Consider the following 12,481-nt stretch of genomic DNA (forward strand, 5'->3'; position numbering starts at 1 on the left):
CGTCAGTCTTCAGGAGCCATTCAATGCCCACTTCTCCGTCCGTGCAGTTGTACACCGTCCGCGACGCGATCGCCGATGACCTTCAGGGCGCTGTCGCCCGCATCGCGGCGATCGGTTTCACCAAGGTCGAACCGTATGCGTTCGTGGAGCGTGCCGACGAGTACGCCCGAGCGTTCGCGGCATCCGGTGTCGCCGCACCGTCCGGCCACGCGCCGGTGATCGATTCCGAAGATCCTGAGCGTGCCTTCGCCGCTGCCGCGCAGCTCGGCATCGGCACCGTGATCGACCCGTTCATCCCCGCCGACCGGTGGCAGACGCGCGACGACGTCGCCTGGATCGCCGACCGGGTCAACGAACTGCAGGTCCTGGCGGCCGCGTCCGGGCTGGGATTCGGCTATCACAACCACCAGTGGGAGTTCGCGAACACAATCGACGGCCGCCCGGTTTACGAATTGTTCCTCGAGCGACTCTCGCCCGAGGTCGTGCTCGAGGTCGATACCTACTGGGCCACGGTCGGGGGAGTCGACCCGGCTGAGCTGCTTCAGCGTCTGGGCCAGCGGGTGCAGTTCCTCCACATCAAGGACGGTCCGATCGTCGGCGACATCGCCACGGCGCTGCCCAGCAGCGAGAGCGCGCTGAACGTGCCGGATGCCCTCGCAACCGCGTTCGAGTCCCAGCTCCCGGCCGGACAGGGGGATGTCAACGTCCGAGCGATTCTCGCGGCCGCACCCCATGCCCTGCGGGTCGTCGAGTTCGACGGTTATGCCGGCGATGTTTTCGACGGGGTCGCCCAGTCGTTCGCATGGCTCTCGGAGAACGACAAGTGAGCCGCACCGGAGTTGTCGGCGTCGGCATCATCGGCGCAGGAGTCATTAGCACGCAGTACCTGGACAATCTGACGAAGTTCCGTGACGTCGAGGTGCGCTTCATCGCCGACATCGACCTGGCCCGCGCTGAAGCACAGGCAACCGCCTACGGCATCTCGGGCAGCGGCTCCGTCGCGGAACTCCTCGCCCGGGATGACATTGAAATCGTTGTGAATCTGACGATTCCTGCCGTCCATGTCGAGGTTGGCCAGCAGATCCTTGCCGCTGGCAAGCACATCTGGAGCGAGAAGCCCCTGGCGCTCGACGCCGCATCCGGAGCCGGATTGCTCGCCACCGCGGCTGCGGCCGGCCTGCGTGTCGCGTGTGCCCCTGACACCGTGCTCGGGGGTGGCATCCAGTCCGCGTTACGCGCGATCGCCCGCGGCGACATCGGCGAACCGCTCACCGCGACGACGATCTTCCACGTGCCCGGGCCCGAAGCCTGGCACCCCAATCCCGACTTCCTGTTCGCGTACGGCGCCGGCCCGCTTTTCGACATGGGCCCGTACTACGTCACGACGCTCGTCCACGCCTTCGGGCCGGCCGCACGGGTCAGCGCGGTGTCCTCGAAATCGCACGACACGCGTTCGGTCGGCAGCGGCCCGAGGATCGGTGAGACGTTCCCCGTGGAAGTTCCCACCCACCACGCAGCCCTCATCAGCTTCGAAGGCGGTCAGTCGGCGCAGTCGACCTTCAGCTTCCAGAACGCCCTGCCGCGTGCCGGTTTCGTCGAGATCAGCGGCACCGAAGGCACCATTGTGCTGCCCGACCCGAACATGTTCGACGGGGACTCCACCCTGTGGCGTTTCGGACACGACGAACCGACGACCCTGACGGCGACCGGGTCGTTCTTCGGGCGCGGGTCGGGAGTTCTCGACCTGGCCCGGGCGATCCGCGGGGGAGGGCAGGAGCGGGCAAGCGGCGCGGTCGCCGAGCACGTGCTCGACGTGCTGCTGTCCATCTCGGCCGCCGCCGAGACCGGGCTAACGACAACGGTGTCCTCCACCGTCGAGAAGCCGGTGCCTCTGGCGGAGGACTGGGACCCGTCGGCGGCAACGTTGTAGTCGCCTGAAGCTCGACGGGGCGCGACCCGGGCTCCGGCCTCGCTGTTAGGTTATGCTTACCTAAGCCCGGATCCCCGGGTCGCCTCCCCGTTCCCCGCCGAAAGTGCTCTTCGTCAATGCCAACAATCGCCGCTGCCCCCGGCCTGTCCCTTCTCGGCGGCCGACCCGACGCTCCGGCACTGGTCGTCGACGGTGGGACGATCACCTACTCGGAACTCGCCCGGCGGGTCGGCGAGCGCAGGAGTGAGCTCGGTGGCATCCGGCGCCTCGTGATGATCTCCGCGGCCAATGCGCTCGAGCCGATCGTCACCTACCTCGCCGCGCTCGAGGACGGGCACCCCGTGCTCCTCGTACCCGACGGGGAGGACGAGGCGAGCGTGGCCCACCGGGCCACCTTCACCGAGCGGTTCAGACCCGACGTGGTCGCCCACAACGGTCCGTCAGGATGGACGCTCGACAAGCGTCACCCGGACAGTCGCCACGTTTTCCATCCCGAGCTGGCGCTGCTCGCCAGCACGTCGGGGTCGACCGGGTCGCCGAAGCTCGTGCGTCTCTCCTTCGACAACCTGCGCAGCAACGCCGCATCCATCGCCGAGTATCTGCGGCTCGAATCCAGCGACCGGGCTGCGACGACGCTGCCCCTGCAGTACTGCTACGGCCTGTCGGTGGTGAACAGCCATCTGCTCACCGGTGCGAGCCTTCTGCTCACGGAGCGGTCCGTCACCGAGGACGCCTTCTGGCAGGAGGCATCCGCTCACCGGATCACCTCCTTCGCCGGCGTGCCCCACACCTTCGACCTGCTCGAGGCGAGCGGCTTCGCCGAACGTCCGATTCCGAGCCTGCGCTACGTGACCCAGGCGGGTGGACGCCTCGCGCCCGAGACCGTCCATCGTTTCGCCCAGATCGGCGACGAACGCGGGTTCGACCTGTTCGTCATGTACGGCCAGACCGAAGCCACCGCACGGATGGCCTATCTGCCTCCCGAGCTGATCGGTGCATCCGCCGGAGCCATCGGACGACCGATTCCCGGTGGTCGTTTTCGCATCGACGCGAGCGACGGCACGGATGCTCCGGCCGGGAATTCGGGGGAGCTCGTCTACGAGGGCCCGAACGTGATGCTCGGCTACGCCGAAACACCGGAGGACTTCAGGCTCGGTCGCACCGCTTCTGAGCTGCGCACCGGGGACCTTGCCCGCCGTCGCGAGGACGGGCTGTATGAGATCGTCGGCCGGATCAGCCGCTTCGTCAAGATCTTCGGACTGCGGGTCGACCTCGACCGGGTGGAGCGGCTCCTCGCCGACGAGGGAATCGACGTGCGCGTCGCCAGCGCCGGTGAACGGCTGCTGCTCTTCGCCACCTCGGACCGCACGGTTCGCCGGGCACAGGAGCGCATTGCTGCGCTCGTTGGTGTACCGGAGCACGCCATCGCGGCGTACGCGGTCCACGAGTTCCCTCGCACCTCGAGCGGCAAGCCCGACACGGCGGCGCTGGTGCGTTTCGCCGCACTGCAGGATCGCGCCGTCGTCTCCGGTGGTACGCGTGGCGCGTCCCCGACCGACACCTCGCCCGAAGCGATCCGCGATCTGTTCGCGACACTGCTGACCCGCCCCGACGTGACACTCGACGACTCCTTCGCCGGCCTCGGCGGCGACTCGCTCAGCTACATCGAGGTGTCCCTGCGGCTGGAGTCGATGGTTGGCGCGTTGCCGCGCGACTGGCCGACGCGCACCGTGCGGGAACTGGCGGCGTCGACCACCACCGCCGACACCGATGACGTCGCCGACACGTCGATCGTGCCCGCCGGCCCGGCGGATACCTCACACCGGCCAGTCGGTGCGCGCCTGCGCTCGCGTCTCGCGAGCCTCGTCCACCTCGAAACACCCGCCATGCTGAGGGCGCTCTCGATCGTGCTCATCGTCGGCACCCACGCCGACCTGTTCGTGGTCAAGGGCGGCGCGCACCTGCTGCTCGCCGTTGCCGGGTACAACCTCGCCCGGTTCCAGTTTGCATCGGTGGAGGGGCGGTCGCGGCTCCGCTCGCTCGGGCGCAGCACTGCCCAACTCGCAGCGCCCGCGGTGCTCTGGATCGGGGGCGTCGCGCTTCTGACCGGCCAGTATCAGCTCACGACCGTACTGCTCCTGAACAACCTCGTGCCGAGCGAAGGACGGTGGAACGAGCAGTGGCAGTTCTGGTTCCTCGAAGCAATGCTCTGGACTCTCGCCGGTCTCGCCGCGCTGTTCGCGTTCCGCGCCGTCGACCGTCTTGAACGGCGATCGCCTTTCGCCTTCGCTCTTGTGGTATTCACGATCGCCTTCATCGCGCGCGTCGCCATCGCCGGCCCTCGGGCCGAGTACGTCGAACGTTACTCGGCGCCGGTGGTCGTGTGGCTCATCGCACTCGGCTGGCTCGTGGCCCGTGCTGACACGACGGCCCGGCGCATCCTCGTCTCCGCGATCGCCGTGGCCGGTTCGGCCGGATTCTTCGGTGATCCGATGCGGGAGATGCTCGTCGCGGGAGGCGTGCTCGCGCTGGTCTGGGTTCCCGCGGTACGCGTGCCGCGGTGGCTGGTTCCCCTCGTCGCCGCGGTGGCCGGGGCGTCGATGTTCATCTATCTCACCCACTGGCAGGTGTACCCGTCCTTCGAGCAGAGCGCGCCGTGGCTCGGAACGCTGCTCTCGCTTGTGGTTGGAGTTCTCGCCTGGCGCGCTTACACGCTGGTGAGCGAACGCGTCGGCTGCACCATCCGTTCGATGCGCGCGTCCTTCGCGGCGAGGCGGGAACCAGCCGTCGAAGCCGGTCCTGCCGAGCCCGCCAGGGCGTTGGCTGCAGCGCACTCGGGTTAACGGAGCTCGGCTAGTCGTCGCTCGGGTAGAGCACGACTCCGCCGTCGACGGCGACCTGCACGCGGCATCCCGCGGGGAATCGTGACGCAGTGTGAAGGGGAACCCGGTGTGTCGCCTCTGTCGGGGATTCGCCGTTCCCGAACCGCAGCCTGAGATCGGCGCCGGCGCCCGTCGAACGGATGCCGACAACGATCGCGTTGCCGTCGGCGGCCGGTGCCAGACGCAATTGCTCCGGCCGGACCATGGCAGAGACCCGGGCGGCGCCGCCGCTGCGGTCGTGCCGCACGGCAAGCCGCCCGAAGGCGCAGTCGACCGCGTCGGCGCTGGTGAGGCGCGCCGGGACGAGCATCATGTCACCGAGGAACTCGGCGACGCGCACATCGACCGGGGCGTCGAACACGCCAGCCGGTGCGCCGGCCTGCACCAGCCGACCGCCCGTCAGAACGCCGACCTGGTGACCGAAGGAGAGTGCTTCGTCCCGGTCGTGGGTGACGAGCACCGCGGTCACACCGCTGCGCTCGAGCATGTCGACCACCGCCTGGCGGGTCTGGGACCGGAGGCCGGAGTCGAGGGCGCTGAACGGTTCATCGAGCAGGATCACCGTTGGGCGCTGCGTGAGAGCCCGGGCGAGGGCGACCCGCTGCTGCTGCCCGCCCGAGAGCTCGTGCGGCATCCGGGCGGCGAGGGTGTGGTCAAGGGAGGCGAGATCCATCAACTCGCGGACACGGGTGACGTTTCGCGCTGCGCGGGGCATCCCGAATGCTATGTTGCGGGCGACGGAGAGATGCGGGAACAAGGCGCCGTCCTGCGCGACGTAGCCGATGCCGCGTCGATGCGCCGGCACCGTCGACGAGGGGCCTGCGAGTTCACGGTCGCCCAGCGCGATGGTGCCGGTATCCGGTCGTTCGAAACCGGCGATGAGCCGCAACAGCGTGCTCTTGCCGCTGCCTGATGACCCCACGAGCGCGATCCGCGTGCCGTCGGGCACCTCGAGGCTGACGTCGTTGAGCACGTCCGTCGGGCCGAACGCCTTGGAGATGTTGCTGAGGCGCAGTGTCATCGGAGGCTCCGTCCGGTCGCGTGGGCGAACATGAGCGCGACTGCTGGGCAGGAGAGCAGCACGAGCACGATCGCGTATGGGGCGGCGGTGGGGTAGTCGAGCGAGGATGCTGCCGACCAGAAGCTTGTCGCGACGGTTCGGGTGCCGGTCGGCGCGAGCAGCAGGGTGGCCGTGAGCTCGTTCGCCGCGCCGAGCGCGACGAGGGCGCCGCCCGCACACACCGCAGGCACGAGGAGCGGCACGGTCACGCGCAATCGCGCGGCGAACGGGGTCACGCCCAGCGATCGGGCGGCCTCCTCGAGCGACTCGGGAACCTGCGACAGACCGGCTCGCAGGGGCACCAGCGCGCGCGGGAGGAAGATCACAACGTATGCCGCCACGACGGTGAACGCTGTCTGGTACAGCGTCGGGGCGAACGCGAGGCTCGTCGCGACGAGGGCGAGCGCCACAATGATCGCGGGCAGGCTGCTGGCGAGATACGCGGCACCCTCGAGCAGACGCGAGAGCCGGTCCGGATACCGCACAGACAGCCAGGCGAAGGGGAGCGCAACGGCGATCGCACAGGCCGCGGCAGCGAGCGCGAGGACGAGGGTCTGGGTGGTTGCCGACGCGAGGTCTCCGAGGTCGGTGGCGTCGGCGCGAAACAGCCAGCGCACCACGCTCGTGAGCGGCACGAGAGTCGAGGCGACGACGAGGCAGACAGCACCGACGACAGCGAGGGGAGTGAGACGCCCGAGCGACAGTCGCGCGGGTGGGTGCGGCGAACCGCCGCCCACCCTGGCGTAGCGTGCGTGACCGCGGGCGAGTGACTCGGCGATGAGGAGCGCGAGGCACAGCAGCAACAGAATGAGCCCGAGTGCGGCCGCGTTCGGGCCGGCGAACGTCGCCTGGTAGGCGACCACGATGGCCGTCGTGAAGGTGTCGAAGCGCAGAAAAGCGAAGGCGCCGTACTCAGCGAGCAGGTGCATGGCGACGACCAGCCCGCCGCCCAGCACCGCAAGCCGCAGCTGCGGCAACACCACCCGGATGAACACCGCCCAGGAGCCCATACCGAGGGAACGGGCCGATTCCTCGAGTGCGGGATCCAGGCCACGGATCGCCGCGAGCGCAGGCAGGTAGACCAGCGGAAAGTACGCGGTCACCGCGACGAGCAGGCCGCCCCACAAGCCGCTGATCGACGGCACCGCGCTTGCCCACCCGTAACTGGCGACGAAGGCCGGAATCGCGAGGGGCGCTGCGAATGCCACGGCGAACACGCGGCGGCCCGGCAGTGCCGTGCGTTCGACGAGCCAGGCGCCACCGACACCGAGCAGCGCGGATGCCGGGACACCGATCACGACGAGCGCCACGGTGTTGGCGAGCAACTCGCCGACCTTCGGGCGGAACACCAGTGCCGAGAGCTCGGCCCAGCCCAGGGCGAACGCGGCCTGGAGAACGAAGCCGATCGGCACAAGCGCACCGAGGGCGAGGACGGCGACGACCGCAATCAGACCCGCGGGGGCACGACGCCCGTGCGTCGTGTCGCGCGGCGGCCGGGTCGTCAGCGTGGTCAGAGCAGGCCGGCTTCCGTCATGAGTTCGATCACCTTCGGGCCGTTCAGGGTGGACGGGTCGATTGCGGGGGCGTTCAGGTCGTCGAGCGGGGGCAGTTCGGATTTCGCCGCGACACCGGACGCGACCGGGTACTCGAAGCTGTAGCCCTCACCCAGTATTTTCTGGCCCTCCTCGCCGGCGATGAAGGCAAGGAACTGCTGTGCCTCGTCGGCGTGCGGCGCGGTCTTGAGGACGCCCCCGCCCGATACGCTCACGAAAGCCCCTGGGTCCTGGTCGCCGAGATAGTGCAGTTTCGTGTTTCCGCTGTCTTCTGCGGCGGCATCCTGGTCGCGGTACCAGTAGTAGTGGTAGATGACTCCGACCGGCACTTCGCCGGCGTTGACGGCCTTCATGGTGACGATGTTGTTGCGGTACTCGGTGGCGTTGCGTGCCATGCCTTCGAGCCACTCACGCGCGCCGTCTTCACCCTGTGTCTCGAGTACCGCGGAGACGATGGCCTGGAAGTCGGCTTTCGCGGGGGCTGCACCCCAGCGTCCCTTCCACTCCGGTTTCGCGAGGTCGAGCAGCGAGGTGGGGAGTTCCGACTCGGAGATGAGGTCGGGGTTGTAGACGACAACCGTCGAACGGGCGGCGATGCCGGTCCAGTCGCCTGACGCAGGTCGGTACTGCTCCGGGACGAGGGCGAGAGTGGCGTCATCGACCGGGGCGAGGAGCCCGGCCTGCTCGACGAGCGACATCGCCGGGGAGTTCTCAGTGAGGAACACGTCTGCTTTCGACGCGGACCCCTCCTGGACGAGCTGGTTTCCGAGCTCGCTGTCATCGCCGTTGCGGAGTACCACCTCGATGCCGCTTTCCTCGGTGAACGCGTCGGCCCACTCCTGGGTGAGTTCCTCATGCTGTGCGTTGTAGACGACGAGAGCGTCGTCCGACGTCGAACCGTCCGCTGCGCCAGAACCAGAGCAACCCGTGAGGAGCAGTGCGGAGATGGTCAACGGAGCGAGAAGGGAGCGGCGCAGGCGTAAAGGCATGAAGGACCTTTCAGTCCAATGGGGGGAAGGTAAGGCAATCCTAAACCACAGTGAGGGGGAGCCGGGCGGACCGCGACCACAACGGCACGCGCCGGGCTGTCAGCCTCGGCCACGCCAGCGTACGATGGGCGCCGCGGCGCCGGCCGGACCCGCCGGTCTCGCGTCTGCTGTGGCGCACATTCGGCCGACTCGTGCTTTCGCTGCCTTCCGCGATGGGCCGCATGGCGATGCCCTGGGCGATCCGGTACAAACGCCGTAGCCTCTCCCGGCTGCACCAGAATCCGCCCGATTCCCGGACCGTTCGCTCGTTCGAGCGAAGCGGGATCGACGCCACCAGGATGTCACCGGAGCTTCTCAGCGCTCTCGGCGATTCGGTCGAGGGCTTCAGCGATCGCCGGCGCGCCGGGGCGGCTGTGACGTCCTTCGTCTCCGTCCTTTCCGCCATGATGGTCGACCAGCGCCACGCCGTCGCTGCGGTGGATCGGGTACGCGTGCCGACACTTCTGATCTGGGGCGCTCGAGAACGGCACATCCAGAGAGGGTTGGTCGACGACCTGATCGCCCGCCGGCCCGACTGGCAGCTCGAGGTGCTCGAGGAATCCGGCCACGTTCCGACCTGGGATGCGCCCGGCGCTTATGTCGATGCGGTTGCCCGCTGGGCCCGCTCAGCGTGAGCACTCCCGGACCGGGGACACGTGCGACAGGCTGCGAGTACTCTCGTTGGTGCGACCGCGGCAGAAGGCAGGTCGCCGCCCGGGACCGCGCGGCTGTCGGGAATCGCCCATCTGGTGGAGGTCGAGAATGAGGAGAGGCCGTCTCAGGGTCCTGCTCGGCGCCGCGCCCGGGGTGGGCAAGACCTACGCCATGCTTGAAGAGGGTAGACGACTGGCCGCGGATGGCAAGGACGTCGTTCTCGGCCTGGTGGAGTCTCACGGCCGCGCCGTGATCACGGCGATGACCGAACCGCTGGAACTCATTCCACGCGCGGTCGTCCAGCCCGGAGAAGTGGACGGCGCCGAGATGGACGTGACGGCGCTCCTCGCACGGCATCCCGACATCGCGCTGGTGGACGAGCTCGCCCACACGAATGCGGCCGGCTCCGTGAACGAGAAGCGCTGGCAGGACGTCGAGACACTTCTGCGGGCGGGAATCAGTGTCATCTCCACGGTGAACATCGAGCACATCGAATCGCTCAACGATGTCGTCCAGCAGATCACGGGAGAGATCCAGACGGAGACGATCCCCGACGAGGTCCTCCGGGGCGCAGACCAGGTCGAGGTCGTAGACCTGGATCCGCAGGCGCTCCTCGAGCGCCTGGCCGGGGGAGACATCTATCCGGCTGACCGGATCGACGCGGGAATCTCCAACTATTTCCGCCTCGGCAACCTCACGGCGCTGCGCGAACTCACCCTTCTCTGGCTGGCGGACGAAGTCGACAGCGCTCTGAAGGATTACCGCGCCGAGCACGGGATCGCCGGCACATGGGAGGCACGGGAGCGGGTGGTCGTCGCACTCACGGGCGCTGACGAAGACGACACCCTCCTGCGCCGCGGCGCGCGCATCGCTGCGCGATCCTCGGGGGGCGAGCTTCTTGCTGTTCACGTGACTGCTCAGGACGATTCCCGGAGCGCGTCAGCAGGGGCACTCGCGCGGCAGCGAGCACTGGTCGAGAAACTCGGAGGCACATACCACCAGGTGGTCGGGGACGACATCCCGCGTGCTCTCGTCGATTTCGCAAGGGCTTCCGACGCAACGCAGCTCGTTCTCGGAAGCAGTCGGCGCGGCAGGCTCGCTGCGATGCTGACCGGTCCCGGTGTCGGTGCGTCAGTTCTGCGCGAATCAGGCAGCATTGACGTGCACATCGTGAACCTGTCCTCCACGCGAGAGCGGTTTGTGCTTCCCCGCTTCGCGGGCGGGGCCCTCACGGCGAAACGGAGGGCAGCGGGGTTCGCCATCGCCCTCGTGGGCGGCCCGGTGATCACCTGGATTCTGATCGTGCTGCGGAGTGAGGAATCACTGACGAGCGACGTGCTGACCTACCAGTTCCTCGTCGTGATCGTCGCCCTCGTCGGCGGCATCTGGCCTGCGCTGTTCGCAGCCGTCTTGTCGGGACTGACGCTCAACCTGCTGTTCGTCGAGCCTCTCTACACCGTCACGATTGCGGAGCCGCGGCTGTTGTTCGCGATCACGCTCTACGTCCTCAACGCCGTGCTTGTCAGTTATGTCGTCGATCAGGCGGCTCGACGGTCACGCGCCGCTCGACGAGCCCAGGCGGAGTCCGAACTCCTTGCCACGGTCGCCGGAAGCGTCCTCCGGGGTGAAGGCGCAGTCCAGGCGCTCCTCACCCGCACCCGGGAGGCCTTCAGCCTGTCGGGGGTGAGGCTCACCGCAGGCGACACCGTGCTCGGCACCGCCGGGGAACCGACGCCCGACAACGCGCACGTCTCGATCCCGGTGGGGGAGCGGGCGACGCTGGAGCTCTATGGTTCCGACGTGGCGGCATCCGAACGGCGACTGCTATCGGTGATCGCCATCCAGCTCGAAGCGGCACTGGAACACACCGACCTGAGCGAGGTAGCACGTGAAGTCGGACCGTTGGCCGAGACCGACAAGGTTCGAAGCGCGTTGCTCTCGGCCCTGAGCCACGACCTCCGCCGTCCGCTTGCCGCGGCGACGGCAGCGGTCAGCGGCCTCCGGTCGGCGGATGTGACGTGGTCGGATGCCGACCGGGCCGAGTTGCTCGCGACGGCGGAAGAGAGCCTCGGCACCCTGTCGTCCCTGGTGACGGATCTGCTCGATGTGAGTCGGCTCCAGGCCGGAGCGCTTGCCGTCGCCATCCTTCCGGTCGATGTGGAGGACGTCGTCCTTCCTGCGCTGGACGAACTCGACCTCGGCCCGTCTCAGGTCGATCTCGATCTGGAGTTGGACGGCCCTGCCGTGCTGGCGGATCCGGGACTGCTGCAGCGTGTGCTCGTGAACCTCCTCGCCAATGCCGTGAGATTTTCGCCGCCGAACGAGCGAGTGCGGCTGTCGTCGAGCAATTTCGGTGGGACGGTACAGATCCGCATCTCCGACCGCGGGCCTGGTGTCGACCCTGAACGGCTCGACGACATCTTCGTGCCGTTCCAGAGGCTCGGAGACACCGACAACCTCACCGGGCTGGGTCTGGGGCTGGCGTTATCGAAGGGATTCACCGAGGGGATGGGCGGGACGCTTCAGGCAGAGACCACTCCGGGCGGCGGACTGACCATGGTCGTCGCACTCCCGGCGGCCAAGCCGGTCACCGAGCAGAGGACGACATGAAGATCCTGATCGCCGACGACGATCCACAACTCCTGCGAGCGTTGAGGGTCACCCTGGGGGCCCGCGGGTATGACATCCTCACCGCGACGAACGGGCGGGAGGCGATCAACGTCGCCATCGAACACCACCCGGACCTGTACATGATCGACCTCGGCATGCCCAAGCTCGACGGCGTGCAGGTCATCTCGGAGTTGAGAAGCTGGACCGACGCCCCCATCCTGGTGGTGTCCGGCAGAACGGGCGCGGCCGACAAAGTCGAGGCGCTCGACTTCGGCGCCGACGACTACGTGACCAAACCGTTCTTCATCGACGAGCTGCTCGCCCGGATCCGTGCCCTCACACGCCGGATGGCGACGCCGGAGGCGGAACCGCTCGTGACGCTCGGCGACGTCACCGTCGACCTGGCCTCCAAGAGTGTGATTCGGTCGGGCCCGGACGGCCCCACCTACATACGGCTCACCCCGACTGAGTGGAAGATCCTCGAACTTCTCGTTCGCAACGCCGGGCGGCTCGTCACCCGGCAGGCACTCATGCGTGACATCTGGGGGCCGGTTCACGTCACCGAGACCGGGTATCTTCGCCTCTACATCGCCCAGCTTCGCAAGAAGCTGGAGCCGGACCCCAGTAACCCGGTCTTCATCCTCACCGAAGCGGGGATGGGCTACCGCCTGCGCCTGGACTCGACCGATTCGGAGGCCGTCACCGGCGATTCAGCGCCGGCGTGAGGATCTCGTTAGGATTCCGCACTTCTCGCCGTGGGCACC

General features: G+C 68.1%; 9 protein-coding genes. 6 read left to right on the forward strand and 3 right to left on the reverse strand.

Annotated features, from left to right (window positions below; translation table 11 throughout):
- Positions 1–23: 23 nt before the first annotated feature.
- The 3 genes from ABIE24_RS08325 (at position 24) to ABIE24_RS08335 (ending at position 4,773) form a co-directional block, all read left to right on the forward strand.
- Complete coding sequence (locus ABIE24_RS08325; RefSeq protein ID WP_354498618.1) at positions 24–827, forward strand: sugar phosphate isomerase/epimerase family protein; 804 nt, start codon at positions 24–26, stop codon at positions 825–827.
- Entirely contained in the window at positions 803–1,930 is a 1,128-nt protein-coding gene (locus tag ABIE24_RS08330; protein ID WP_354498620.1) for a Gfo/Idh/MocA family protein, read from the forward strand. Before ABIE24_RS08325 ends, ABIE24_RS08330 begins: the two co-directional genes overlap by 25 nt.
- A 116-nt stretch (positions 1,931–2,046) precedes the next feature.
- Positions 2,047–4,773: an AMP-binding protein gene (locus tag ABIE24_RS08335; protein ID WP_354498622.1), complete on the forward strand. Its 2,727-nt coding sequence runs from the start codon at positions 2,047–2,049 to the stop codon at positions 4,771–4,773.
- 10 nt (positions 4,774–4,783) lie between these two features.
- Here ABIE24_RS08335 and ABIE24_RS08340 read toward each other — a convergent pair whose 3' ends face one another.
- The 3 genes from ABIE24_RS08340 to ABIE24_RS08350 form a co-directional block, all read right to left on the reverse strand.
- A complete protein-coding gene (locus ABIE24_RS08340) occupies positions 4,784–5,833 on the reverse strand; it encodes an ABC transporter ATP-binding protein (protein ID WP_354498624.1) in 1,050 nt (349 codons plus the stop codon).
- Positions 5,830–7,284: an ABC transporter permease gene (locus ABIE24_RS08345; protein WP_354498626.1), complete on the reverse strand. Its 1,455-nt coding sequence runs from the start codon at positions 7,282–7,284 to the stop codon at positions 5,830–5,832. Before ABIE24_RS08345 ends, ABIE24_RS08340 begins: the two co-directional genes overlap by 4 nt.
- A 98-nt stretch (positions 7,285–7,382) precedes the next feature.
- Positions 7,383–8,414: an iron ABC transporter substrate-binding protein gene (locus ABIE24_RS08350; RefSeq protein ID WP_354498628.1), complete on the reverse strand. Its 1,032-nt coding sequence runs from the start codon at positions 8,412–8,414 to the stop codon at positions 7,383–7,385.
- Positions 8,415–8,605: 191 nt separating this feature from the next.
- Between ABIE24_RS08350 and ABIE24_RS08355 the strand changes: the two genes are divergently transcribed.
- From ABIE24_RS08355 to ABIE24_RS08365, 3 genes are all read left to right on the forward strand, one after another.
- Positions 8,606–9,088 (forward strand): alpha/beta fold hydrolase, encoded by a 483-nt coding sequence (locus ABIE24_RS08355; RefSeq protein WP_354498630.1) that lies wholly within the window; start codon positions 8,606–8,608, stop codon positions 9,086–9,088.
- Positions 9,089–9,215: 127 nt separating this feature from the next.
- A complete protein-coding gene (locus tag ABIE24_RS08360; protein WP_354498632.1) occupies positions 9,216–11,717 on the forward strand; it encodes a sensor histidine kinase in 2,502 nt (833 codons plus the stop codon).
- Positions 11,714–12,442, forward strand: a complete 729-nt coding sequence (locus tag ABIE24_RS08365) for a response regulator (protein ID WP_354498634.1) — start codon at positions 11,714–11,716, stop codon at positions 12,440–12,442. Before ABIE24_RS08360 ends, ABIE24_RS08365 begins: the two co-directional genes overlap by 4 nt.
- The last annotated feature ends 39 nt before the right edge of the window (positions 12,443–12,481 follow it).

Origin of the sequence: Mycetocola sp. 2940 (assembly GCF_040548835.1) — a bacterium.
Classification (GTDB): Bacteria; Actinomycetota; Actinomycetes; order Actinomycetales; family Microbacteriaceae; genus Mycetocola_A.